Source organism: Streptosporangiales bacterium (assembly GCA_009379955.1).
In the GTDB taxonomy this organism is placed as follows: Bacteria; Actinomycetota; Actinomycetes; order Streptosporangiales; family WHST01; genus WHST01.
This window is the reverse complement of record WHST01000067.1, coordinates 1-24313: the sequence shown is the minus strand read 5'-3', so window position 1 is coordinate 24313 and position 24313 is coordinate 1. Positions and strand designations below refer to the sequence as shown.

Annotated in this window: 24 protein-coding genes, 1 tRNA gene and 4 pseudogenes; 11 read left to right on the top strand and 18 right to left on the bottom strand. The window is 69.5% G+C overall.

Going from position 1 to position 24313, the window contains the following annotated elements:
- Positions 1 to 3 precede the first annotated feature (3 nt).
- Positions 4 to 711 (bottom strand): hypothetical protein, encoded by a 708-nt coding sequence (locus tag GEV10_19380; GenBank protein MQA80608.1) that lies wholly within the window; start codon positions 709 to 711, stop codon positions 4 to 6.
- A complete protein-coding gene (locus GEV10_19375) occupies positions 711 to 950 on the bottom strand; it encodes an RNA polymerase subunit sigma-70 (protein ID MQA80607.1) in 240 nt (79 codons plus the stop codon). The genes GEV10_19380 and GEV10_19375 overlap by 1 nt, the downstream gene beginning before the upstream one ends.
- Positions 951 to 1046: 96 nt before the next feature.
- Between GEV10_19375 and GEV10_19370 the strand changes: the two genes are divergently transcribed.
- Positions 1047 to 1949: an LLM class flavin-dependent oxidoreductase gene (locus GEV10_19370; protein MQA80606.1), complete on the top strand. Its 903-nt coding sequence runs from the start codon at positions 1047 to 1049 to the stop codon at positions 1947 to 1949.
- Between the two features lie 5 nt (positions 1950 to 1954).
- Here the strand turns inward: GEV10_19370 and GEV10_19365 are convergent, their stop codons facing one another.
- Positions 1955 to 2587, bottom strand: coding sequence for an ATP-dependent endonuclease (locus tag GEV10_19365; GenBank protein ID MQA80605.1), 633 nt, complete (start codon positions 2585 to 2587; stop codon positions 1955 to 1957).
- 113 nt (positions 2588 to 2700) lie between these two features.
- Between GEV10_19365 and GEV10_19360 the strand changes: the two genes are divergently transcribed.
- Positions 2701 to 3276 (top strand): GNAT family N-acetyltransferase, encoded by a 576-nt coding sequence (locus GEV10_19360; GenBank protein MQA80604.1) that lies wholly within the window; start codon positions 2701 to 2703, stop codon positions 3274 to 3276.
- Between the two features lie 67 nt (positions 3277 to 3343).
- On the opposite strand, the pseudogene GEV10_19355 reads toward GEV10_19360, so the two are convergent.
- Together GEV10_19355 and GEV10_19350 are read right to left on the bottom strand one after the other, a co-directional pair.
- Positions 3344 to 4102, bottom strand: a pseudogene (locus tag GEV10_19355) (hypothetical protein).
- Positions 4103 to 4157: 55 nt separating this feature from the next.
- Positions 4158 to 4844 (bottom strand): 4a-hydroxytetrahydrobiopterin dehydratase, encoded by a 687-nt coding sequence (locus GEV10_19350; protein ID MQA80603.1) that lies wholly within the window; start codon positions 4842 to 4844, stop codon positions 4158 to 4160.
- Between the two features lie 188 nt (positions 4845 to 5032).
- Here GEV10_19350 and GEV10_19345 point away from each other — a divergent pair, with 188 nt between their 5' ends.
- Both GEV10_19345 and GEV10_19340 read left to right on the top strand, forming a co-directional pair.
- Positions 5033 to 5572, top strand: coding sequence for a DUF664 domain-containing protein (locus tag GEV10_19345; protein ID MQA80602.1), 540 nt, complete (start codon positions 5033 to 5035; stop codon positions 5570 to 5572).
- Between the two features lie 92 nt (positions 5573 to 5664).
- On the top strand, positions 5665 to 6201 hold the full coding sequence (locus tag GEV10_19340) for a hypothetical protein (protein ID MQA80601.1): 537 nt from the start codon (positions 5665 to 5667) through the stop codon (positions 6199 to 6201).
- Positions 6202 to 6283: 82 nt separating this feature from the next.
- Here the strand turns inward: GEV10_19340 and GEV10_19335 are convergent.
- Positions 6284 to 6508, bottom strand: a pseudogene (locus GEV10_19335) (hypothetical protein).
- On the opposite strand from GEV10_19335, the pseudogene GEV10_19330 reads away from it, so the two are divergent.
- The 4 genes and pseudogenes from GEV10_19330 (at position 6508) to GEV10_19315 (ending at position 9999) form a co-directional block, all read left to right on the top strand.
- Positions 6508 to 7242, top strand: a pseudogene (locus GEV10_19330) (cytochrome ubiquinol oxidase subunit I). The pseudogenes GEV10_19335 and GEV10_19330 overlap by 1 nt on opposite strands.
- A 31-nt stretch (positions 7243 to 7273) precedes the next feature.
- A complete protein-coding gene (locus GEV10_19325; protein ID MQA80600.1) occupies positions 7274 to 8422 on the top strand; it encodes an alcohol dehydrogenase catalytic domain-containing protein in 1149 nt (382 codons plus the stop codon).
- Between the two features lie 14 nt (positions 8423 to 8436).
- Positions 8437 to 9011: pseudogene (locus tag GEV10_19320) on the top strand (hypothetical protein).
- 136 nt (positions 9012 to 9147) lie between these two features.
- Positions 9148 to 9999, top strand: a complete 852-nt coding sequence (locus tag GEV10_19315) for an ANTAR domain-containing protein (GenBank protein ID MQA80599.1) — start codon at positions 9148 to 9150, stop codon at positions 9997 to 9999.
- Positions 10000 to 10417: 418 nt separating this feature from the next.
- Here the strand turns inward: GEV10_19315 and GEV10_19310 are convergent, their stop codons facing one another.
- The 6 genes from GEV10_19310 to GEV10_19285 form a co-directional block, all read right to left on the bottom strand.
- Positions 10418 to 11713, bottom strand: a complete 1296-nt coding sequence (locus tag GEV10_19310; GenBank protein MQA80598.1) for a protein kinase — start codon at positions 11711 to 11713, stop codon at positions 10418 to 10420.
- Positions 11714 to 11958: 245 nt separating this feature from the next.
- Positions 11959 to 12369 carry a pyridoxamine 5'-phosphate oxidase family protein gene (locus GEV10_19305; protein MQA80597.1) on the bottom strand — a complete coding sequence of 137 codons (411 nt, stop codon included), beginning with the start codon at positions 12367 to 12369 and terminating at the stop codon, positions 11959 to 11961.
- 83 nt (positions 12370 to 12452) lie between these two features.
- Positions 12453 to 12722, bottom strand: a complete 270-nt coding sequence (locus GEV10_19300) for a DUF2188 domain-containing protein (protein MQA80596.1) — start codon at positions 12720 to 12722, stop codon at positions 12453 to 12455.
- Between the two features lie 419 nt (positions 12723 to 13141).
- Positions 13142 to 13223: transfer RNA gene (locus tag GEV10_19295), tRNA-Tyr, on the bottom strand.
- Between the two features lie 88 nt (positions 13224 to 13311).
- Positions 13312 to 14238 (bottom strand): pyridoxal-phosphate dependent enzyme, encoded by a 927-nt coding sequence (locus tag GEV10_19290; GenBank protein ID MQA80595.1) that lies wholly within the window; start codon positions 14236 to 14238, stop codon positions 13312 to 13314.
- Positions 14239 to 14308: 70 nt separating this feature from the next.
- Positions 14309 to 16204 carry an N-acetylmuramoyl-L-alanine amidase gene (locus GEV10_19285; GenBank protein MQA80594.1) on the bottom strand — a complete coding sequence of 632 codons (1896 nt, stop codon included), beginning with the start codon at positions 16202 to 16204 and terminating at the stop codon, positions 14309 to 14311.
- A 138-nt stretch (positions 16205 to 16342) separates the two neighbouring features.
- Between GEV10_19285 and GEV10_19280 the strand changes: the two genes are divergently transcribed.
- Positions 16343 to 16834, top strand: coding sequence for a YajQ family cyclic di-GMP-binding protein (locus GEV10_19280; protein MQA80593.1), 492 nt, complete (start codon positions 16343 to 16345; stop codon positions 16832 to 16834).
- 12 nt (positions 16835 to 16846) lie between these two features.
- Here GEV10_19280 and GEV10_19275 read toward each other — a convergent pair whose 3' ends face one another.
- The 6 genes from GEV10_19275 to GEV10_19250 all read right to left on the bottom strand — a co-directional run bounded on the left by GEV10_19275 (position 16847) and on the right by GEV10_19250 (position 22505).
- On the bottom strand, positions 16847 to 17380 hold the full coding sequence (locus GEV10_19275; GenBank protein ID MQA80592.1) for a TetR family transcriptional regulator: 534 nt from the start codon (positions 17378 to 17380) through the stop codon (positions 16847 to 16849).
- Positions 17370 to 18287, bottom strand: a complete 918-nt coding sequence (locus tag GEV10_19270) for an SDR family NAD(P)-dependent oxidoreductase (GenBank protein ID MQA80591.1) — start codon at positions 18285 to 18287, stop codon at positions 17370 to 17372. Before GEV10_19270 ends, GEV10_19275 begins: the two co-directional genes overlap by 11 nt.
- Positions 18288 to 18396: 109 nt before the next feature.
- Positions 18397 to 19449 carry an LLM class flavin-dependent oxidoreductase gene (locus GEV10_19265; protein MQA80590.1) on the bottom strand — a complete coding sequence of 351 codons (1053 nt, stop codon included), beginning with the start codon at positions 19447 to 19449 and terminating at the stop codon, positions 18397 to 18399.
- 43 nt (positions 19450 to 19492) lie between these two features.
- On the bottom strand, positions 19493 to 19762 hold the full coding sequence (locus GEV10_19260) for a hypothetical protein (GenBank protein MQA80589.1): 270 nt from the start codon (positions 19760 to 19762) through the stop codon (positions 19493 to 19495).
- Positions 19759 to 21270, bottom strand: a complete 1512-nt coding sequence (locus GEV10_19255; GenBank protein ID MQA80588.1) for an FAD-binding protein — start codon at positions 21268 to 21270, stop codon at positions 19759 to 19761. Before GEV10_19255 ends, GEV10_19260 begins: the two co-directional genes overlap by 4 nt.
- The gene (locus tag GEV10_19250; GenBank protein MQA80587.1) at positions 21267 to 22505 is read right to left on the bottom strand and encodes a (Fe-S)-binding protein; all 1239 of its coding nucleotides are present in this window, start codon (positions 22503 to 22505) and stop codon (positions 21267 to 21269) included. Before GEV10_19250 ends, GEV10_19255 begins: the two co-directional genes overlap by 4 nt.
- 138 nt (positions 22506 to 22643) lie before the next feature.
- Between GEV10_19250 and GEV10_19245 the strand changes: the two genes are divergently transcribed.
- Positions 22644 to 23387, top strand: a complete 744-nt coding sequence (locus GEV10_19245) for an FCD domain-containing protein (GenBank protein MQA80586.1) — start codon at positions 22644 to 22646, stop codon at positions 23385 to 23387.
- Between the two features lie 58 nt (positions 23388 to 23445).
- On the top strand, positions 23446 to 24177 hold the full coding sequence (locus tag GEV10_19240) for a hypothetical protein (GenBank protein ID MQA80585.1): 732 nt from the start codon (positions 23446 to 23448) through the stop codon (positions 24175 to 24177).
- The last annotated feature ends 136 nt before the right edge of the window (positions 24178 to 24313 follow it).

The window sequence follows — 24313 nt, the reverse complement described above, 5'->3', positions numbered from 1 at the left end:
CGATCAGTCGCCCGGCCACAGGTCATCCAGCAGTGCGGTGAGGTCGATGCCGCGTGCTTCGAGGATCAGCCGCAGCGGATTCGGGCGACCCGCCGTCCAGCCGACGCGGGTCAACCGGCGGAGGCTGCGGCGGTCGAAGCCGGTGCCGAGCGGATCGCGGGCGTCGCTGACGGCTCCGTACAGCAGGTGCTCAGGCCCGATGCCGACAGCGCCGTGCCTGGACGCCGCCCGGGTCGCGATCGCGAACGACCGGTTGGCGAGCAGGTGCACGCACAGCGCGTCCGGCCGGGCATGACCGCCACGCCAGCGTGGTCGGCGCCGCACCCGCCACTCCGCCGCGCGCACCGCCTCGCTGCCGAAGCCGGCCGCCAGGCGTCGGCGCACCTGCTCGACCTCGATGCCCATCCCGGCCAGTGCGGCGGCCGGGTCGGTGGCCGGACCGAGCGACGGCCCCACCCGCAGCAGCTCGCCGCGCGCCGAGTCGAGGTCCAGGCCCCGGCCGCGCACGAGCGCCGCCGCGTCGCTCGTACCGTGCCGCAGCAGCCCGAGCAGGACGTGCTCGGCGCCGAGGCACGGGTGGCCGAGCTCCCGAGCCTCGACGAAGCCGAGTCGCAGGACCGCACGACCGTCCGGCGTGAGCCGCTTCCACAATCCGCCGGTCCCGTCGTCGCCGGTCGCGGCGTGCACGACCCGCAGGAGAAGAGCACGCATCACGACCCCTCGGCGCGCCTGCGCAGGCCGTGCTTGTAGTGCACGCCCTGCTTGGTCACGCCAAGCCGGAGCGCGATGTCGCGCCACGACCACCCGCGCGCCCTGGCGTTGTCGACCTGGAGCTCCTCCAGGACCTCGACCAACTGCCGCAACGCCACCACCGCCGTCAGCCCCACCTGCGGGTCCGCGCCCGCCGCCGCGTCCATCAGCCGTCTGCTCTCACCGAGGTCCACCGTCATGCCGTCAAGCTATCTTGACGGCACCCGGTCGTCAAGATAGCTTGACGACTCCTCAACGCTTGACATCAACCAAAGTTGATGTTGAAGGATCGTCGCATGACCTCGATCGAGATCGGCACCGGACTCCCGACGACCGTCGAGGAGCTGGCGGCCGCCGGCGTCCGTACCGTCACCGAGGCCGCGCGCCACCTCGAGGACATGGGCTTCGAGTCCCTGTGGCTGCCGGACCTGATCCTCGGCGACGGCACTCCCGCCCTGGAGCCCGCGCTGGCACTGGCGGCGGCCGCCGCGGTCACCGAACGGGTGCGGATCGGCTTCGGCGTCCTCGTCGTGCCACTGCGTCCCGCCCCGTGGTTGGCCGCGCAGGTCGCGACGCTCCAGCACCTGTCCGGCGACCGACTGCTGCTCGGCGTCGGTTCCGGCGGCTTCCCCGACTCGCCGTTCTGGCGGTCGCTGGGCGTCTCCGGCCGGGACCGGGGTCGCACCACCGACGCCACCCTCGCGCTCCTACCGCGGCTGCTCTCCGGCGAGCCGGTCGAGATCGCCGAGGGCGAGCCGTCACTGTCGCGCGACCGCCGGAGGCAGCTGGCACTGACCATGTCGCCGAAGTCCGCGGTGCCACCGATCCTGGTCGGTGGTTCGGAGCGCGCGTTCCACCGCGTCCTGGCGCACGGCGACGCATGGTTCCCCTCCCTCATCGACCCCGCGGGCCTCGCCGGCGCCGTCACGAGACTGCGTGAGATGGCGGCCGAGCGCGGTGTGCCCGCCCCCGGCGTCACCGTGGGCGGGCACCTCGTCCTCGGCGACGACGAGTCCGCCCGATCCGCGCACGAGGCGCTCGTCCGCACCCCGATGACCGCGCGTACCCCGGAGGAGCTGGCCGAGCTCTTCGCGGCCTACCGGGCCGCGGGCGCCGACCGCATCGTCGCCGGCCCCGACAACGGCGACTGGCGGACCCAACTCGACTTCATGGCCGACGCCAAGGCCCTCCTGGACTGACGGCGTCAGACGTGCGCGAGCACGCGCTCGAGCGGCCGCGGCACGTCGGCGAGGTCGAGCGCGTCGACGAGCAGGCGCGCGTAGTGGATCTTGCGTCCTGACCGGGTGCCCATGAAACGACGTAGTACCTCCTCGACGCTCCGGCCCTGGTGGGCGGGCTGCTGCTGGAGCACGCGCCACGACCGGAGATCACCCTGGTCCTCGATGACCCGTTCCACGGACGCGACGCCCAGGGTGCGGATCAGCTCGTCCTCCAGGTCTTCGACACACACGTAGAAGCCCAGCGCCTCCATGTCGGCGCGGGTGAGGTCGGCGCCGAGACCGGCCCGCTCGAGACCGCGCCGGAAGTAGCCCTCCTCCGCGACGTCGCACAGGCCCGCCAGTCGCACGTCGACGCCGTCCGGCCCGAACAGATCGAGGAAGGGTGCGATCGACATGGCGCCCCCGAGCGGCACGACGGACACGCCCTCGGCATCGAGATCCCGGAGATGGCGCGCGGCGAGCGCCTCGACCGCCGCCTGGTCGCTCATCCCCTCCACGAGCACGACCGCGCGGAGGTCCGCACCGGCCGCCGCCGCGTGTGCGGCCGCAGCGAGCAGCGGGGCTCCGCCGCCTCCGGCCGACCACTCCTCCGCCATGACGCGGGACCGCCGCTCGCCTTCCACCGCTCGGACGTTACCTCAAGGCGCGCACCACCTGACCAGCCTGAGCATCACGCGACACACCACTCCACCGCGGATAGCGTGGCTGCGTGAGCATCGAGGTCAGGCCCGCGACATCAGCATGGTTCGACGACGTCGCGACCATGCTCGGGCCCAAGAATCCCGAATCCTCAGTGTGCTGGTGCCTCAGCCATCGGCTCGACTCGAAGACCAATCGGGAGCTCGTCGGACGCGCGCGGGGCGAGTATGTCAGGGAGCTCTGCTCCCGCGAGGTCTCGCCGGGCGTCCTCGGCTACGAGGACGACGAGGTCGTCGGGTGGGCCGCCGTCGCGCCCCGAGCGGAGCTACCCTTCGCCCGGTCGACGAAGATCCCGCACATCGACCGGTTGCCCGTCTGGTCGGTGTGGTGCATACGCGTGCGTCCCGGCTACCGCGGCAACGGCATCGCGCACGCCCTGCTCGAAGGTGCCGTGGCGTTCGCGCGGTCACACCATGCGCCGGCGATCGAGGGTTATCCGGTGGACAACCGGGGGAAGAAGGTCGACACGACGATGGCCTACGTCGGCACTCGCACGGTCTTCGAGCGCGCCGGCTTCACCAAGGCCGCCGACACGAGCGCGGTATCCGGCGGATTCCCCCGCGTGCTCATGCGGTTGGACCCCTGACCCGCAGCTCGGTTTCCGTTGCAGGGGTAGGCGATGTCGAGAGTTCTCCCAGCCGTGTGCAATACGCGAGCGTGGCGTCGTCACGGGTCCCGTCGGCTTCTGCTTGCCGAACGCGGCGGATGATCTCGGCAGGTCCATCGGCTTGGAGGACGGCCAGCACACCGGGCCAGTCGGCGAGCCCGAGCGGGTCGACGAGGCGGCTGACGCCGTTGCTGAGCAGAGCGACCCCGGCGAGATCGGCAACTGGTCGGCTGCCGGTGACCGCTTCGGCTGCTGCTCGCGGGCTGTCCTTGGCGAGCCAGAACCCCCCGGGCTGGTTACGACGAGCGCGCAGAGCCTCGCTGCATTCGTTCCGAGCCCGCTCGTACTCGAGCGTGCCCACGGCGGCAGCCCGCATGGTCGCGCTGAGGTGCCACCTGATGGTCACCTCGCGATCGTCGGTGATGACGAGCGGTCGGTCGCTGACACGGTCGAGCATGAGGAAGCTGTCTCCGAGCACGAGGTAGTCGGCGCGGTCTTCGTCGAGCCGAAGCATGACGACGGTCGCCGACGGGCTGATCGGGTTTGTGACGTCGCACGTTCCACGGTGGTCGTCGGTGACGTCCTCGATGGCTTCGCCGAGCAGCGTGGTGAGGTCGCGGTCGTCTTCGCGAGAGAGGCGACCGAGCAGTGCTCCGCCGAGGCGATGGGTGTACCAGGCAACGCCGTGGCGGCAGATCGACTCGGTGCCTACGATGCCAGCGCCGTCGAGCAAGACGGCTGCGGTCGGCACCGCACCGGTGAAGTCCTCGTTGGGCCGGCCCGCCGTGCCAGGGCTTGTCGCCATCACGACCTGCATGGCCGAAAGACTGCCACAGCGACCTGAGGCGGCGCGGCGGTCCTCAGGTGGTGCACACACACGCCTTGTTGCCGTCCTGGTCGGCGATCACGCTGTACGACGGCGCCTGGCTGTCATCGACGACGATCCCACCCGCGGTGACAGCGGCGGCGATCCGCTGCTCGGCCACCTCGGGCGGCACCCAGACATCGACGTGGAACCGCTGACGCGGGGGCTCGTGCTCGTCGGTGTCCTGGAACCACAGGATCGGTACCCGTCCCGTGGCGTCCCGGACGTCGTCGTCGATGGTCCCGCGACCCTGCGCCTCGGCGCTCCCGGTCAGCAAAGCCGCCCACACCGGGGCGATCGTCGCGGCGTGCGCCGTGTCGAGGGCGAGCTCGATCGCGGTGATCGAGGCCGGGTCTGCGGCGACCGCCTGCTCGGTGGCGATCTCGGTGACCCGTCGCGCGAGGTCGACATCCTGCTGGGTCACCCATTCGACGACGTGCTCGGTGCCCTCGTCGTCGCGGTAGACGGCGTCGTCGCTGAGCAGCTTGAGATCGACGTACCCGTCGCCCATCGTCACGCGTGGGTAGTGGTCGAGCGCGTCGCCGGCCTCGCCCACTGCGGCGACGAACCGTACGCCGGCGCCGAAGTCGCCGACCACGTAGCGGGCATGTAGTCCTTGACCCAGCTTGCGCCAGTCGGTCAGGTTGGTCTCGGCGATCTGCTCGCCCGTCAGCATGTCCATGGACGGACCATAATCCGGGTTCCGGACGATCGGAGTCCGGAATCTGACGTCGACTTCAGTCAGGTGTGACCGCCGCTGGATATTCGATGGCACCCGGGGCCGGAATGGCCGACGATGCCGTGATGACCACCTCGGATGCGAGTGAACCCGTCCCGACGCCGTGGACGAAGTCGACCGTGTACCGCGACATGTGGGTCGACCCGGACGACGATCCGCGCGAAACCGATGTCGAGGCCGTCGACGAACGCGGCATACTGCTCGACTATCTGGGTCATTACCGGCTGACGCTCCAGATGAAAAGCGCCGACCTGAACGCCGAGCAGCTTGCCCGGCGATCCGTACCACCGTCCACGATGTCCCTGCTCGGGCTGGTGCGGCACCTGGCCGAGGGAGAGCGACACCTTCGCCGGGTCATGGCCGGCGAGGACGCGCCGAAGCTGTACTGCACCGACGAGGACCGTGACGGCGACTGGAACGGCGCGATCGCCGACCCGGCAGTCGTGGAGGACGCTTGGCGGCAGTGGCGGGCCGAGGTAGAGCTCACCGACCAGTTCGTGGCCGGAGTCGCCGACCTCGGCACCCGGAACGCCGGCGTTTCCGACCTCGGCCCCGACGGGGCGGACTTGCAGCTTCGCGACATGCTGGTGGCGCAGATCGCAGAGTACGCGCGACACTGCGGGCACGCCGATCTCCTGCGCGAGCGCATCGACGGCCGCGTCGGCCAGTAGGCGCCGGCCATGCGAGCCAGCCCGAACCGTTGCGCGCAGGTGTGCGATCTTGTCGGCGCTGTGACGTTTCCGATGAGTCGTACACTCACCGCGTGATCGACGAGGTCTGGCCGTTGCCGGAGTCCGACCGGGTCCGGATGGGTACGTTCAACGGGTTTGGCCTGCAGCTGAAGGGGTTCACCCGTGCGGACCGGAGCGGGCGGTGCTTCGCGACGCGCTGGCTGGTGTTCTGCTATGTGCCGATCGTCCCGATGGACCGCTTCTACCTGCGCGAGGGACCAACCAGCGACTACAACGCAGGTCTCTACTCCAGGACCACGACTGGGTACTCCATCGACGGCGAGTCCCGGCTGCGCGCCGGTGAAGTACTGCGCACCTATTCTGTTCTGGTGGCTTGTCGCACCGGGCGTCGTGCTGTTGCTTCCCGCGCTGTTCCTGCTCAACGGGTACCGGATCTCCGCCGCGTTGGCGCCGGGAGCCGGATGGCCGGAGTTGGTGGTCACTGGGGTCGCCTTCCTGCTCTTGGTCGGCGGCCTCTTGGTGCTCGTGACACTGGCGGTGAACTACCGCAAGAGGTGGGCACCGGTCCGCACGGTGCGCTGGGTAGAGAGAGCACCATCCGAAACTGACGAGCTGAGGGACCCCGACGACCTCAAGGGCTTCGACTGAGTGACGAAGTCTGGGTGGTTCCGAGGGGGCGGGAGGATGCCCTCAGTCCAGGACGAAGGTGGCGCCGGCGGCGGTGGCAAGGTCGGGGCCGAAGGCGGCTGCCGGTGTGTAGGCGCCGGGCTTGCCTTCGCCCTGCGCGAGCCGGGCGGCGACCTCGGCTGCCACCGAGGCGGTGTAGTCCACGCCGTCGTCGGCGCGCAGCCAGCCTTCGCAGCTGATGCCGTCGGGCCAGGTGATGACCGCGTGTCCCCAGGAGCGCCGGTGCGGTGCTGCTGCCGTTCTTCTCCTTCATGACGTTCCTCATCGCGGTGCCCACCGGCATCAAGTTCTTCAACTGGGCCGGGACGATGTGGCGGGGCCAGCTCTCGTTCGACACCCCGATGCTGTTCGCGGTCGGCTTCCTGGTCACGTTCCTGTTCGGGGGTCTCACCGGTGTGATCCTCGCGTCCCCGCCGCTGGACTTCCACGTGTCCGACACCTACTTCGTGGTCGGACACTTCCATTACGTGCTGTTCGGCACCGTGGTGTTCTCGATGTTCTCGGGCTTCTACTTCTGGTGGCCCAAGTGGACGGGGAGGATGCTCGACGAGCGGCTGGGGAAGATCCACTTCTGGCTGCTGTTCTTCGGGTTCCACCTCACGTTCTTGATCCAGCACTACCTCGGCGTCTACGGGATGCCCCGCCGGTTCGCCGACTACCGCGCCGATGACGGGTTCACGGGCATGAACCAGATCTCCAGTGCGGGCGCGCTGCTGCTGGGCATCTCGATGCTGCCGTTCTTCTACAACCTCTGGCGCACCGCGAAGCGCGGCGCCAGGGTCGAGGTCGACGACCCGTGGGGCTACGGCGGGGGTCTGGAGTGGGCGACGTCCTGTCCGCCGCCGCGGCACAACTTCACCTCGCTGCCGCGGATCAGGTCCGATCGGCCCGCGTTCGACCTGCATCACCAATCGGCGCGCGCACCGGCCGCACGCCGAGACGACCATGACGAACAGACCTGACCTGGACGGGCGTAGAGCCAAGGAGGCCCAGATGCGAGCGATGGTGTACCGCGGTCCGTACCGGATCCGCGTGGAGGAGAAGGACCGCCCCTCGATCGAACACCCCAACGACGCGATCATCCGGGTGACCCGTGCCGCGATCTGCGGGTCAGATCTCCACCTCTACCACGGGATGATGCCCGACACCCGGGTCGGCACGACCTTCGGTCACGAGTTCATCGGCGTCGTGGACGAGGTAGGTCCCTCGGTGCGGAACCTGCAGCCGAACGACCGGGTCATGGTGCCCTTCAACGTCTACTGCGGGTCATGCTTCTACTGCGCGCGTGGTCTGTTCTCCAACTGTCACAACGTGAATCCCAACGCCACGGCCGTGGGAGGCATCTACGGCTACTCCCACACCTGCGGTGGCTACGACGGCGGCCAGGCCGAGTACGTGCGAGTGCCTTTCGCCGACATCGGACCAAGTCCGATCCCCGAGTGGATGGACGACGACGACGCCGTCCTGTTCACCGACGCGCTCGCCACCGGCTACTTCGGGGCCCAGCTCGGCGACATCACTGAGGGCGACGTCGTGGTCGTCTTCGGAGCCGGACCGATCGGGCTGTACGCGGCGAAGTCCGCGTGGCTGATGGGCGCCGGCCGCGTCATCGTCGTCGACCACCTGCAGTACCGCCTGGAGAAGGCGCGGACGTTCGCCCAGGCCGAGACCTGCAACTTCACCGAGCACGACGACATCGTCGTGCACCTGAAGACGATCACCGAGCACCTGGGGGCTGACGTCGCGATCGACGCGGTCGGAGCCGGGGCCGACGGCAACCTCCTCCAGCACATCAGCTCGGCGAAGCTGAAGTTGCAGGGTGGCTCACCCGTGGCGCTCAACTGGGCGATCGACTCGGTCCGCAAGGGAGCCACCGTCTCGGTGATGGGCGCGTACGGCCCGATGTTCAGCGCCGTCAAGTTCGGCGACGCCATGAACAAGGGACTCACGTTGCGGATGAACCAGTGCCCGGTGAAGCGCCAGTGGCCGCGCCTGCTCGAGCACGTGCAGAGCGGCTACCTCAAGCCCAGTGACATCGTCACCCACCGCATCCCCCTCGAACACATCGCCGAGGCCTACCACATCTTCTCCGCCAAGCTCGACGACTGCATCAAGCCGCTCATCATCCCGAACGCCGCCTGACGAGGGAGACGATCATGGCATACACGCCGGACAAGCCGAAGCTCGCCGAGTCCAGCGACGACCTGCGCGCACGGATCCCGGGTTGGGGCGTCGACCTGGACCCGAGAGACCGGCCGTCGGTGCCCCGGGAGCAGTTCGACCCGAACCTGAACGGCGCGCACTGGGAGTTCCCTGACCGGCAACCGGAGACTTGGCCCCGTGAGAGATCGATCGAGCACCGGTTCGTCACCCCGGTGTTCGGCACCTCCTGCCCTCCTCGGGGGCTCTCCGGATTGCTGCGCAGGCACGCGTACAAAGGTTCAGCGAGGCACGAGCGGCGCACTGGCTGCTCCTCCTGGTCGCCGACCGTGTGGACGTCCTGGAGAGCGGCCTTCGTTCGCTGGTGACGATGCGTCCGGACAATCCCATCACCCAGACCGGGATTCGCAGCGAAATCTCGCACCACGGGATCGCGTCACGGATCGGCAAGAGGCGCGCGGACCTGTCACATCAATGGCTCGACCCGGTCATCGTCGCAACGCCATGGCTGGCGCTGGGCGGAGTCGCCTACGTCGTGGCCAGGGCTCTCCTGAGACGCCGCCGAGGCTGATCGTCGGCGCTGTGGGCCGCGGGCGCCGGGTGGCGAGGTCGGGCCGGACGCGGAGGTAGTGCACGCCATGGCGCCACCGTCCCGGCCGTAGGTGGAGGGCTCACGGATTTCGAGCCCGAGAGGGTTACCCGGGGCCATGCCTGCTCACATCGGGTTACCTCGTCGACCTCGACACGTACGTGGCGACGTCGATCTGAGTGTGCAGTGGTGCTTCTATCGACCGTGGTCGGGTTCGTCTACGCTCGGTCTGCGCGGTCGCGGGCCCGCGCTGGAGAGGGTCGGCGTGTCCTCGATCGGCAGCGGTCAACTGGCGCAGTGGCTCGCTGACGCCGCCAGGGACCTGGAGGCGGCCAAGGGCACGCAGGCGACCCTCGATCAGGTCTGTGAGCTGGCCGTGGCCGTGGTCGCCGGCTGCCGTTCGGCGAAGATCACCGAACGCCACCACGGTGATGTCACGACGATGCTGGCCGCCAGCGACGACACCGCCCGCGCCCTGCACAAGGCCCAGGACGACCTGCGCGACGGCCCCGGGGTGGAAGCGATCTGGCACGACCGGGTCGTGTGGTCCGAGGACCTGACCACCGAGCAGCGGTGGCCGGCCTTCGCCGCCGAAGCGACCAAGCACGGGGTGCGCAGCGTGGTCGCGATCCAGCTGTACACCCACCAGGACACCCTCGGCGCCCTGACCTTGTTCTCCGACCTGCCAGGCGCCTTCGACGAGGTCACCCGCGACGTCGCGCAGCTCTTCGCCGCACACGCCGCGGTCGCCCTAGCCGACGCCCGCAACCACGCCCAGATGTCACAAGGCCTGACCACGCGCCAGCGCATCGGGCAGGCCACGGGCATCCTCGCCGAACGACACCGCCTGACCACCGACGAGGCCTTCACCATGCTCGTCAAGTCGTCCCAGCAGCACAACATCAAGCTCCGCGACCTCGCCGAACGCCTCGTCACCACCGAAGACGAAGCCCGCCTGAAGAACAGGTAGGCAGACCCGGCAGACGGGTAACAGGCGGCTCCGGCGCCCGTATGTCTAGAGCGCCGGAGCCTATGCCGCTGTAGTACCCGGGTGCCACAACAACCTTCTGCCCACCTACCCACGCTTCCCGCCTTGAACACACTCGACCGCGAAGGGGCACATTCGAAGCTCACGCGCAACATTCGCTGCCGGTCCTCTTCCTGGCTGCACGCCAGGACGGGGGCCATTCGCGCAGGCACGACCCGTGGGGCACGGGATCTGCAACAGCCGCTCGCCCGCTAACGGTGTCATCCTTGGGTGCATCCCGAGACCAGATGGGGCCATCTGACTCGAGATCGAGGCGACCCAACGGAACGGGTCCACGCCGGCCGCACCAGCAGGTCCTGGCTGATGTGGTTCGCCGCCACCCATGGCAAGCTCCGCGGCACTACTCTCCCGCCGGCGTTTCCGCCGCGCCGCCACTCGAGCTCGTAGCCGGGTTCGAGCTCGTGGCCGGGCGGTCGCTCGCGTCTGGCTTCTCGGTCTTCTCGGTCTTCTCCGGCTTGTCGGTTTTTCCTGGCTTGTTGGGCTGCTGCGACTTCTTCTTGGACGGTGGCGACTCAGACGTCCTGTCCGTCGGCGTCGCGGTGGCCGTCGCGACCGCCGTGGTCGCGGCCGCGGAGCCCGGGCCGGGGGCTGTGGGCTGCCGCTGGGTGTCCTGCTGAGCAGGACTCGACCGTGTTGGCACGGGCGGATCGTCGCCGATGTCGGGGAGAGTGGTGCCCAGCGTCGCTGCGGCGGCCCCGAGGACGACGACACCGGCGGCGACCATCCAGACGCGACGGGAACGCCGCAGCCTCGGGTCTCGCTGCCATCGCGTCTCCGCCGGGCTCTGGACGCCGAGCGCACCGATTTCACGGGTCGCCGACCGGCCGGTGGTCAACCCGGCCGCAGTCAGCGTGTCGACCGCCTGCGCGGCGGTGGGGCGGTCCTCGGGGTCCTTCGCCAGGAGTCGCAGGATGAGGGCGTCGAATTCCTCGGGCAGGTCGGGGCGGAGGTGACACGGCGCCTCGGGCGAGGCGTCCACGTGCTGGTACAACACGGCCGCAGGCGTGTCCGCACGAAACGGCGGATGGCCGGTCACCAGCTCGTACAACACACAACCCAGCGCGTACATGTCCGCCGGCGGCTCGGCCAGCATCCCCCGCGCTCGTTCGGGTGCCAGGTAGAGGCTGGTGCCGATGATCTGACCGGTCCTGGTCAAGGCGGCGTGGGACTCATCGGCGAAACGCGCGATGCCGAAGTCGCCCACCTTGACCTCGTCCGTGTCGGTCAGCAGGAGGTTGCCGGGCTTGACGTCGCGATGGACCACGCCCTCGGCGTGGGCGGCGGCCAGGCCAGCTGCGGCCTGTGCACCGAGCTCCGCGGCCCGGCGAATGGGCATCGGCGTGTGGTCGGTGAGCTCGTCGGCCAGGCTGCGCCCGGAGAGGAGCTCCATCACCAGGAACAGGTGGTCCCGGTCGACGCCGAAGTCGTAGACCATCACGACGTGGGGATGGTTCAGTCGCGCCGCGGTTCGGGCCTCCATCTGGAACCGCGCCGACCGGACATCGTCGCCTCCTTGGTTCGGCAGGAGCTTGAGTGCCACCGGTCGGCCCAGCGACTCGTCCACGGCACGCCGGACCTCACCCATCCCACCCCGCCCGAGCAGGTCACCCACTCGGTATCGATCCGCCACCAACACTGCGCACGTCCCTTACCGGCTCGGTACCCCGGCGTTCCGGACCTACCCCACGACCCGCGGACGAATCTGACCGATGTCTTTTGCTCGACGTTGACGTCGATCTGGACAGGTGCACCGCACCCATCGACCAGGACCAGCGTGGTGCTGGTTGTCACTCAGCAACGTCTCGGAAACTGAGAGTAGCGGCCATACAGAGACGAATCCGTTGTCATCACACGGTCCGGCTGCTCGAGCTAAGGCCCAGCTCAACCCGTGACGCAGCGGCCGGTCACGATGCCGGCGATCAACGCAACCACGTGCCCGCCGGCGACCTCGTCGGAGGAGAGCGGTCGCAACGCCCGCGGGCAGTACCGCTCCGCCTCGGCTCGATCGAGGATCGAGGCGCTACCGACCACGGTGACCACCCATCCGATGCCGGTGTCGGCGTCGAGCTCGTCGACTTCGAACGCGACGACCGCTCCGTCCCCGGTACCGACGATGCGCTTGGCCTCTGAGGTGCGGAACACGATCGTCTCGTCATCGACGATGTACCGGACCGGTTGCACGGCGGGCAACGCATCCGTGGTGTAGATGAGGCGGCCAATGGTCTTCGTCGACAGCTGCTCGAAGCTGTCGCCGCGCGTCAGCTCGGCGAGGTCAGTGCGGGCCTTGTTCATCACCTCGAGTCATGTCACGTGGCGACAAGAGCTGCCTAGAGGCGATGGTCCCGCTACTCGACGACAGCGTGGAGGCAGAGCAGTCAGTTGTCAGGGCCTCCGCCGGCGTGGTCAGGCGGAACTTCCGGCGGGCAGGTCACCTCCTCCTCGACCTCGCCAGCGGCGTTGTGGACCACGATGCGGCTGGATTGGGAGAGGGCGACGACCTGAACGCGTGCTTCCGTGACCGCAGTCTCTTTGGACTGCAGTACCAGATGCGGCGACCCATCGACTTCGACGTGCCACTCCCGCCCCCGTGGCGTGACCTCGATAACAACCCGGTCCGATGGCATGAAGATCTCCTCATGAGCCACGGAGGTGGCCACCCTCCCCCCGAGATCAACCTCTGCCTGTCTACCCCCGGCGTGAGAGGCCCACACCTTGCAGGTTCGTGCTCAGTGACGACCGCCGGTGGATCGGCGCGATAGCACCGCATGGCGGTCGCATCTGAAACACGTGAAGAGCACCTCACGAGGACAGAGGTCGTCGCCTCTAGACCGGTGAAGGCGGCCGAAGCGTCCGCGAGGTCTGGGCGGCACCGAGGCACAGCGATACGGCGAAGGCAAAACTTCGCCGCGGATCGAAGCTGCCCTCCTGAACGATGGCACTCAACCTTCGACACGTATTCGACACGGATAGCCGTAGGTCACCGGATTCGACCGGACACAGCCGGACAGACGAGGACGGCCCCTGGGCAGCGTTTCCGCTGGCCAGGGGCCGTTTCTGCGGGGTGTGGCAGGTACTGGATTCGAACCAGTGAAGGCTGAGCCGACGGTTTTACAGACCGCTCCCTTTGGCCGCTCGGGCAACCTGCCGTGACGCGCAGTGCAGCATAGCAACGCGATGCCTACGACGCCGGACGGGCCGGGAGCGTTGCCCGGTCGGCGGTTTCACAGACCGCCGTCACAGGTCGGACGGGTCGGTGTTCGCACCGCAGCACACGACCGCCACGCGCTCCGTCGCGGCCGGGATGTAGGCACCCGCCTGCAGTGCCGCCAGAGCCGCGGCTCCACTGTGCTCGACGACCACGCGGTACGTCTCCCAGAGGTGGCGGCGGGCGGCGATGATGGCCGGGTCGTCGACCAGGACGCTCTGCACTCCCGCCGCCGTCGTCGTCGCGTACGCGACGGTGCCCGCTCGCCTCGCGCCCAGGGAGTCGGCTGCCACCGCCGTGGTGTCGACCGGGATGTCGACCGGCTCACCGGCCGCGAACGCCTCGTGCAGGGTCGGGAGGTTCTCCGGCTCGACGGCGACCACCGTCGCGCGGCCGTCCAGCCCGGCCGTGATGCCGGCGATCAGGCCTCCGCCACCGACCGCCACCAGCACCGTGTCGACGTCGGTCTGGTCCAGCAGCTCCAGCGCCAGCGTGCCCTGGCCCGCGCAGACCTCGCGCTGGTCGTACGCGTGCACCTCCACCGCGCCGGTCTCGGCGATGCGCAGCCGCGCCGCGGTGAGGGCGTCGCCGTAGCTCGCGCCGCCGACCACCACGTGCGCGCCGAGGGCGTCGAGGCGCCCGGTCTTCGCCGGGCTGATGACCTCGGGCACGTAGACCTCCGCACGGATCCCGAGCCGGCCCGCGGCGTACGCGACGGCGAGGCCGGCGTTGCCGCCCGACGCGATGACGACGCCGGCGTCGGTCAGCTCACCGGATGCGCGTGCGGACAGCAGCCGGTTGAACGCCCCGCGCGCCTTGAACGTGCCGGTGTGCTGGAGGCTCTCCAGCTTCAGCACCAGCGGGCCGCCGTCGGCCCGCTCGCCGGCGAGCACCGGTGTGCGGCGGACGTGGGGACGGATGCGGTCGAACGCCTGCGCCACCTCGGCGCGGGTCAACGGTGGTGCGGAGGTCGAGGTGGAGGTCTGCGATGTCGTCACCGCTGCACACTAACCACTCCGCGGGCCGTCAGTGCGCGACACCGATGCGCACGTCCACGTCCGCGGCGCGCACATAGCCCATCCGGTGGCCCATCCAGATCTCGTAGTACCGGTCCTTGCCGAGCACCTGGCGGCCCGGCGTCTGGTACGTCGTCGCGAAGTAGTAGTCGGTCTGGACCTTCGCGTCACCGACGACCGCCGACTGTCCCGCCTGCAGCGAGTACTGCAGCGGCGTGACCGCCTGGTACGGGATGTCGTCGGGGTACGCGCTCTCCTCCGGGTACGCCCGCCCGTAGAACGGGATCGCGTCCTTGCCCTTCTTCGGCGAGACGACGAGCCCGAGCGAGCGCACCGACGTCGGCTCCGACCTCGGGTCGTGGAACCACGCCTTCGCGCCGAGGTACCAGATCGCGGTCCAGTCACCCGACCGTCCGGCGTACGCGTACTGCGCGCCGGCCGAGACCCGGGCACCGACGTCCTCGACGTGCGTCGTGTTCGGGCTGCCGTCGGGACGCAGGCCGACGTCGTTGACCAGCGGGGCGTCCTCGCTCGGCTCGGTGTGCAGGAAGACGGCGCTGGAACCCTGCTCGGCGCACGGCGTCGCCGGGTCCTCACCGCACCCGGTGATCGGCTGGACGTTGCCGTCGAATCCCGGCTTGATCGTGACGACGCCGCCGTGCCGGGACGGGCGCGGCGTGATCGGTGCGTGCAGCAGCCGGAAGTAGTGCTCCCAGTTCCAGTACGGACCCGGGTCGTTGTGCATGCCGGCCACGGTCGCCGGGACGGTGCCAGGCACCTGGTCGTGGCCGATGATGTGCGCGCGGTCGAGCGGCACACCGTACTTCTTCGCCAGGTAGCGCACCAGCGCGGCGGAGTTCTCGTACATCGCCTCGGTGAACCAGCTCGCGTCGCGCACGTAGCCCTCGTGCTCGATGCCGATCGAGTGCATGTTGACGTACCAGTTGCCCGCCTGCCAGGCGACGTTCCTGTTCTTCACGTGCTGCGCGACCTGGCCGTCGCCGGACCTGATCGAGTACTGCCAGCTGACGTACTCCGGGTCCTGGACGAGCTGCAGCGTCGTGTCCCAGTCGGTCTCGGTGTCGTGGATGACGATGTACTCGATGTCGAGGTCTCGCTGCCGCTGCCCGAGGTCGTGGTTGCCGTACTCGCCCGGCTCGTCACCGTACTGCTCGTACGGCGCGGGGATCCACAGGCAGCCGAGGCTCTTCGGGCACTCGACGCGCTGGCCCTCCACCGGGTCGGGCAGGTCGAGCCGCTGGACCTGCTGCCGCGCGGGTGACGTGGCAGGCGCGGCACGCAGCGCCACCTGCTCGCCGTCGGCGGTGGTGCGGGCGACGCCGTCACGCACCTTCGCGAAGACCTGGTTGGCGAAAGACTCCGCGGCGCCCTGGGTGCTCGAGCCGCCGTACGTCGCGACGGCCGCGTACCAGCCGCCGGGGGCGCTACTCGTGCCGGTCGGCAGGCCGAGGTCACGCTGGTAGCGCGCGAGGACGGCCGCGCCACCGCGGATGTTCTCGACCGGGTCACGCTTCACCGTGGCGAGGTCGACGCCGGTCAGCTCGGACGCGATCCGCGCGGTGCGCAGCGTGGGCTGCGACGGCCGCACCTGACGCACGCCGATACTGCGGTCGACGGCGCGTGCGGGGACGTCGGTCAGGTGCATCGGCCCGTAGCCGCCGCCTGCGCTGGGCAGGCCCGCGTGGTCATCCCACCGCGACTCGACGTACGAGAGCCCGAGCAGGACGCTCTGGGGGACGCCGAACTCCTCCGCCGCGGCGGCGTACGCCTCCTGCCGCGACCGCGCCCCGTCACCCTGGTCGGCCACGGCGGACGACATCGACAGCGCGGTGAGCGGTGCGGCGACGGCGAGGGCGAGCAGGGCTGACCGGACCGAGCGCCTCATGGCGGGCTCCCTCGCGCTGGTAAGAAACCTGCAGATACCCTGGACCTCCTGGTGGGTACTGTCAACGCCGCGCTGCGGTACGTGACCACCGCGCCCGTGAGTACGCTGGCGGCGCCCGGGACACAAGGAGGGGAACACGTGGCCGACTCGTCGTTCGACATCGTCAACAAGATCGACCGCCAAGAGGTCGACAACGCCCTCAACCAGGCGTCGAAGGAGATCGCGCAGCGCTACGACTTCAAGGGCACCAACGCCTCGGTGGCCTGGTCGGGTGAGAAGCGGATCGAGATCCGCGCCAGCAGCGAGGAGCGCGCCAAGGCGGTGCTCGACGTCCTGCAGTCCAAGCTCGTCAAGCGCGGCGTCTCCCTGAAGTCGCTCGAGGCGGGCGACCCGCAGCTGTCCGGCAAGGAGTACCGCCTGGGCTGCGACGTCACCGAGGGCATCTCGTCGGACAACGCCAAGAAGCTCAGCAAGCTCATCCGCGACGAGGGCCCCAAGGGCGTCAAGGCGCAGATCCAGGGCGAGGAGCTGCGGGTGTCGTCGAAGAAGAAGGACGACCTGCAACAGATCCAGGCCCTGATCAAGGAGAAGGACCTCGACTTCGCGGTCCAGTTCGTCAACTACCGCTGAGCCGACGCGACCCTACGGAACGAGCTCGGCCACGAGGAAGCGGAGCATCCGGCGGCGTTCGACCGCCGGGGTCCGGTGTGCGAGAAGACCTTCGATGAAGACGACGACGGTCGTGGCGACCCGGTCGAGTCGCGCTGGTTCGACATGTGGCCGGAGGACATCGCGGAGTCGGTCGCACAGCTGGATCTGGATCGCCGCCTCGAGCCGGGCGGCGGCGTCGGAGTGTCCGGCGCGCTCGTGCAGCACCAGGATGAGCGGTTGCAGCTCCGCGAGCCTGTCCATGCCCCATTCGATGCGCCGTTGGTAGCTCCTGGCAGCCGGTGCCTTCGCGAAGGTCGCAGTAAAGATTCGTTCGACCGTCGCCACGAACAGGTCGTCCCTGGTCGGGAAGTACCAGCAGATCGCCGTCCGTGCCAGCCCGAGCGCACGGGCCACGGCGCTGTGGGTGAGCGACGCGTACCCGTCCGCGCGCAGGATGTCCTCCGCCGCGTTGAGGATCTCGTCGAGCTTGTCCTCTCGATCGATGTCGCTGCGATTACGTGGCACTTCGGTGTTCCCGCTCCCAACCGTCCCGTGCGGCAGTGACCATCGGGTCGTCGGCCCCGACGACGAGCCCGTCAACGATGTCGTCCGGCAGTGCGGCGTCGACAGCGTACGTCCGCCGGACGTCGTCGGCGATCCGGGCGCGCCACGCGACCGGGCTCTCGTACACCGCCCTCGTCGTCTCCTCCGGGCAGAATACGCGATCGGTCCGGTGCCGGATCGCGTCGACGATCATCTCGGCGAGCTGACCCGACGACGCGACGCCGAGCCGGTCGTGCACCGCCTCGGTGAAGCCACGGATCAGGGCGGTCGGACCCTGGGAGGGCGTGTCGATGGGACCTGGCACCACCTCCACCACGTGCACGCCGTACGACATGAGCTCGAGCCGGAGTGTCTCGGTGGAGATCGCCAGCGCCGCCTTGGCCGCGGAACTGTGCCCGAACATCGGCCAGCTGAACGCCTGCCGCAACGAGGTCACGTTGACCACGGCGCCCTCACCGCGGCGGCGCAGGTCGGGGACGAAAGCCCCGATCAGCGCGAGCGGAGCCCAGAAGTCGACCTCGAACGCCCTGCGCGCCACCTCCCCGTCGCCTACCGCCCAAGTCGTCCCCCCGACCGAGCTGCCAGCGTTGTTGACGAGGACGTCCACGCCACCCCAGGCCTCGCGCACGTCGGCGGCGATCCCCGCAGCCCCGCCGCGCTCGGACAGGTCGGCGACGAGGACCAACGGCCGCTCCGCCGACTCTCTCTCCACCTCGTCGGCCAACTGCTCCAGCCGGTCGGCACGCCGGGCCACGACTGCCACCCGCATACCCTGCGCGGCCAGCGCCTTCGCCAGGTCCCGGCCGATACCGCTCGACGCCCCTGTGACCAGGACCCGCCGCCCCTTCAGCTCGAACTCGCCATCCATCGCCCTCACCCCTCTTGACGTCGTGACAAGATGAGCGTGCTACTGTTCTTGTCATGATGTCAAGAGGCTCATGACGACCCGGCACTGCGGGCGAGATGCCGGTCGCGGGTCAGTCGCGGACGGCGGGCATCACCTTGTCGTGGACGAGCTGGAGCTGCTCGCGCATGGTCGCGACGCCGGGCAGGTCCATGCCGGAGAACGCCTTCACCAGCGCGGCGTCGGTGATCGCGAGGATCATGTGGTTGACGCCGGTGCCGGCGATCTGCGCGTTGATCTTCTCCACGCACTCCTCCGGCGTCCCCGCGATCGAGAGCCGGTCCGCCAGCTCGGGCGACGTCAGCTCGAACGCCTGGTCGACGCGGCCCGCGCCCACCGCGGCGACGATGTCGGTGAGCTCGGCGGGGTCGACGTCGTTGCGCTCCAGCTGCTCCTTCGGCATCGCCGAGGCGTACAGCCCGACCATCGCCCGCGCCGCGTCCTTCGCGGCCTTCGAGTCGGCGCCGGTGGCGAACACGACCCACGCGCCGAGGTCGAGGGAGTCCGCGTCACGGCCGGCGCGCTCGGCGCCGATGCGGACGTTCTCGACCATGTACTCGTACGCGCGACGGCTGTAGCTCAGCGCGTGGTGGACGCCGTCGGAGATCTCCCCGGCGAGCTGGAACGACTTCGGGCCGCGCATCGCGCCGAGCTTGACCGGCACGCGCTCCTGCACCGGCCTGGCGAACGTGAACAGGCCGCTGTAGCGGTAGAACTCGCCCTCGCTGGTGATCGCGCCCTCGTCGAGCAGCGTGCGGACGGCGTGGTGCGCCTCCTTGAGCCGGCTCAGCGGCTTGGTCTTCGCCCAGTCGATGCCGTACTGCGCGAGCAGGCCGAAGTTGCCCGACCCGAGCACACACTCGGCACGCCCGCCGGTCAGCTCGTCGAGGGTGGCGGTCGCCTGGGCGATCAGCGACGGTTCGCGCAACGTGACGGCCGACAGGCTCGGACCGAACCTGATGGTGGACGTCTTGTCGGCCGCCGCCGCGAACAGCAGCCACAGGTCCTTGTGCCAGGTCTCGTCGGCGGCGTAACAGCCGTAGTAGCCCAGCTCGTCGGCCAGCTTGATCGACTCGATCGTGTCGTCGAGCGGGTAGTCGGGCAGCATCACGAAACTGAATCTCATCGTCGGTCACCCCATTGTGCCGTTGTCGGTTGATCGTCGCGCCTCAGTCGTCTGCCTCTCGCTCGACCTCGTCCAGCAGCTCCTGTGCGGACACGACGCGGTCGGCGAAGTGCCGGTGCATCCAGTCGAGGTGGTCACCTCGGCTGGCAGCGATGCGCAGCGTGTCCCAGTTGGGGAACAGCTGTTGCGCGACGTGCACCGTCATCAGCTTCGGGTCGACCTCGAAGATGTGCTCGAACCGTTCCACGGCGACGTCGGTGACCTGTCGGGCCGGCGGCGGCGTGTGCTGTTCCTCGTATCGGTACCCGGTCATACATCGCCCCCTGACGTATATGCCCGGTCGAGGCCGTACTTCCCCGGGTTCATGATGTTGTGCGGGTCGATCGCCCTCTTGACCGCCAGCATCACGTCGTAGCCGCCGCCCAGCTCCATCGGAACGAGGTCGACCTCCCCCTCGCGGCACGATCCGTGGCAGGCGCTGATCGATCCGCCGTACCGCAGCGCGACCTCGGCGATGTCACGCTTCGCGTCGACCCACGCCGCCCAGGCGTCGTCGTCGAGGTTCTGCTCCCAGATGCCGACGTCGATCTCGGTCAGGTAGTCGACACCGGTGTCCGCGCTCGTGTAGCAGAACATCCCCCAGTCGTCGAAGACGTCGAACCGCTCGCGCAGCCGCTCGACGATGCCGTGCCATTCCAGCCGCACCTGGGGCAGCTCGGTGTAGTTGATCGCGGCGTCCTCGCAGTGCCAGCTCATCGGCGCGACCTGACCCGACTTGGTCCGGCCGTGCAACGGCGTCGCATACCTGTCGTGCCTGGCCGCCCAGTCCCCCTGCGAGATCTCGTCACCGAGATACCGCGCCCCCGCGTCGCGGGCGATGCGCATCAGCCGCCGGCCGCCCGCGCGCACCTCGTCCTCGTGGCCGTACGCGACCGCGCACACCAGCGCACGCACGTCGGCCGGCTGCGGGATGTACGCCTCGTCGTCACGGCGGAGGTACGCCACCTTCCACTCGTCGAACAGCACGGCACCGGCGAACGTCGCGATCCCCGCGTGCGCGAGCTGCTGCACGCACCGGTACGCCGCCTCGTAGTCGGGGAACGCCCAGAACGGCGACAGCTCCGCCTCCGGCTTGGGATAGAGCTTCAGCGTCGCCTCGGTCGCGATGCCGAGCGTGCCCTGGTGCCCCATGAACAGGTGCTTGAGCTGGTAGCCGCTCGAGCTCTTCGACACCTTCGCACCGCCGCCGTCGCCCACCCTGATCACCCGGCCGGTGGGCAACACGAACTCGAAGCTGAGCACCAGGTCACGCGAGTGGCCGTACCGCGAGCCGATCAGCGACCAGCCGCTGGTACCGGTGCGGCCGCCGACGAGCGAGCACGGGTACGACGCCGGGTCGTCGGGATAGATCAGCCCGTACGGAGCGAGCTCCTCGTTGAGCTTGAGCATGTTGATGCCAACCCCGACCGTGCACGTGCGGTTGACGGGATCGATCTCGCGGATGTCGTTCATCCGCTTGACGTCGACGACGATGCCGCGACGCTCCGGCACCGCGCCGTCGGTGAGCCCGGTGCCGCCGTCGCGGGGCACGATCGGGATGCGGTGCGCGTGCGCGACGCGCAACACCTCGGCGACCTCCGCCGTCGACCCCGGCATCACGACGAGGTCGGGGATGCGCTCGCGCCAGCGGTGCACGGGGAACGGCGCGGGCACGCGGGCGCGGTTCATCCGCGCGACCTTGGACGTGAGGACGTACTCGCCGCCGAGCGCGTCGACGAGCTCGCCGAGCACGCGGTCGGACAGCTCGGGCGCGAGTGTCATACGCCGCCACCTCCGCCCCGGCTCCCGCCCACCTCGATGCCGAGCGACTCCGCGAGCAGCTCGTGGATGTCGACGACGTCGACGGAACGCGCGTCCCCCGCCTCCGACAGCGGCCGCTCCGACCACGGGCAGGCGGACACGAGCGTGTCGACGTCGAGCTTCGCAGCCTGGTCGAGTCGGCTGGCGCTGATCTTCGCGGTCAGCTCGGGCTTCTCGACCGGCAGGCCTCCCCCGCCGCCCGAGCAGTACGACCACTGCGTCACGTGGTCGACGTCGTGGAACGTCAGGCCGGGTATCGACCGCAGGATCTGCCGCGGCTCCTGCCAGATCCCCTTGCGCTTGTTGAGCCGACACGGGTCGTGGTACGTGATCGTGCGCTCGACCGGGATCTCGGGGCGCAGCGTGCCGTCCTCGATCAGCCCCGCGAGCAGCTCGATCACGAGCACGATCTCGATGTCGTAGTCGTCGCCGAAGAAGTTCGGGTAGTCCTCGGTGAACGTGATGTAGTCGTGCGGGTCGAGCACCAGCACCCGGCGCACGCCGCTCGCGCGCCAGTCGGCGAGGTTGTGCTCGGCGAACCGCCGCGCCTGGTCGCGGTACCCCATCTCCGCGGCCGGGCCGCCACAGCACCACTGCTCGCGCATCAGGCCGAACTCGTAGCCCGCGCGCTGCAGGATCTGCGCCACCGCCCTGGGCACCGACGTGCGGTAGAACGCGGCCTCGCAGTCGACGAACAGGATCGTCTCGCCACCGATCGGCAGGTCGAGTCCCGCACTCCAGTCGCGTACGTGCTCCTGGCTCACCGGCACCTCACCGAGCACCGGCTCGTGGGTGCGCTCGTCGGTCAGCATGTTCCAGCGGCGGTAGCCCGGCTGGTGCACGCCGTTGTCGACGGCGAGCGTGCGCATCTGCTTGACGAGGTCGACCGTGCGGGTGCGGAAGCGGTAGAAGTCTCCGGTGAACAGCGTGTTGGGGCAACGCAGCTCGCACGCGCCGCACTGGGTGCAGTTGACGTAGTCCTCGGCGACCTCCTCGACCGTGAGCTCGCCCTGCTCCATCGCGACGACGTTGGCGTGGAACGCGGTGGGCGTCCACGACTCGTTCCGCGTCACCTGCATGACGGGACACACCTCACGGCAGAACTTGTGACCGGAGGAGAAGCAGCTGTACGAGGCGTTGCGCCACTCCGCGATGAACTCCTCGGTCACCGGGGAGTGCGCGTGAGATTCGGTCATCGGCCTCGTCCTCCGGACTCGCGGTGGGGTGAAACATATGACTTCATAGGTTAATTAGCAAGAGGGAGGACGCACGTCTCGCCGTCCGGCGTGACCAGGTCTTAAGCTCTGCGGGCAGGGCAGCGAAGGAGGTTCGCGGTGAGCGAGGTGTCGGGTACCGCACGACACATCGTCTTCGCACCGCTGGCCGACGGCGGGCGGGGCGACGTCGTCGCGCGCCGGATCGGTGAGGCCATCGGCCTCGGCCTCATCAGCGACGGCGAGCAGCTGCCGAGCGAGACCGACCTCGCCGGTGCGTTCAACGTCTCCACCGTGACCTTGCGCGAGGCCCTCTCCACGCTGCGCCGGCAGGGCCTCCTCGAGACCCGGCGCGGGCGTGGTGGGGGAAGCTTCGTCCGCGCGCCGGTCGATGCGTCGACCGCGCGCCTGCGGCGCGTCCTGCGCGACACCGGCGTGCACGAGCTGCGGGAGATCGGTGACCACCACCTCGCGGTCGCGGGCACGGCCGCACGGCTCGCCGCCGAGCGCGCCTCGGGTGATCACCTCGAACGACTACACGAGTTCGTCGACGCGCTCGCGACGGCGGAGACCGTCGGCGACCGCCGCCGCGCAGACGGGCGCTTCCACATCGAGATCGCCGCGGCCGCGCAGTCGACGCGTCTGACCAGGCAGGAGATCGATCTGCAGGGCGAGATCGGCGAGCTGCTCTGGATCCCGTTCGGCGAGGCCGTCCACCTCGACGAGGCGGTGGAGCAGCACCGCGACATCCTCGCCGCGATCGAGGCGGGTGACGGCGACAAGGCGAGGGCCAGGACGGAGCGGCATGTGGAGCTCGGCATCGCGCGCTTGATCGAGTTCCACCTGCACCTTGCCAAGCGCTGACGGGTGGCGTTGGGTGTCCCTGACGACCCCGATCCGCTCGCCCGCGAACGGAGGAGCCGTGGCGAACGCACCGGACCTCGGCGACACCGCCGCGCTGACACACGTCGACGCCGTGCTCCACGAGGTGTTCAGCGGCATCGCGATCCTCTGCGAGCTCGCCGCGACGGTGTGCGCCCGCGCGGCGGGTGAGGGACGCAAACCTACGACGGACGAGCTCGCCTCGATCAGGCCGACGGTGCTCGAGCACCTGGCACGGGAGAGCCCGCCGCTGGCCGGCACCGGGGTGATCGCGGCACCCGGGGTGCTGGCCGACGAGCCGCGCTGGCTCGAGTGGTGGCGCACGGCCGACGGCCGGGAGTCGCCGTACCGGCTGTCCGTCGACCTCGACCCGCACAACGTCGGCAGCTACGAGTACCCGTCCGCACGCTGGTTCGACGTCCCCCGCCGCACCGGTCGGCGGGTCGTCGTGGGCCCGTACGTCGACTACGCGGGCACCGACGAGTACATCCTGACCTTCGCCGGCCCGATCACCACCGCGGACGAGTTCTTCGGCGTCGCCGCCGCCGACATCCGCGCGACCGACTTCGAGCTCGCCATGCTGCCGCTGCTCGATGCCGCGGGGCGGCAGGCGTTCCTGGTGAACACCCAGGGCCGGATCATCGCGTCGAACACACCGGACGCGATCGTCGGCTCGATGCGGCGTTCCGCACAGTCGGACGGTCCTCAGGTGCCCCGCGGCCAGGAGTGGGCCGACTGCGACGGCCTCCCCTGGACCCTCGTCCGCCCCTGACCAACCTATGAGGTCGAAGTCAAGTCCGGGCTTGAGGTGAGCTTGGGCATGGTGGGCTGGCTCACCGGCTGGATGCCGCTGAGCTTGGTCGTGGGTGGATGGTGGTGCGTCGCTGCGGGCGGTGCCTCGCGCCCGT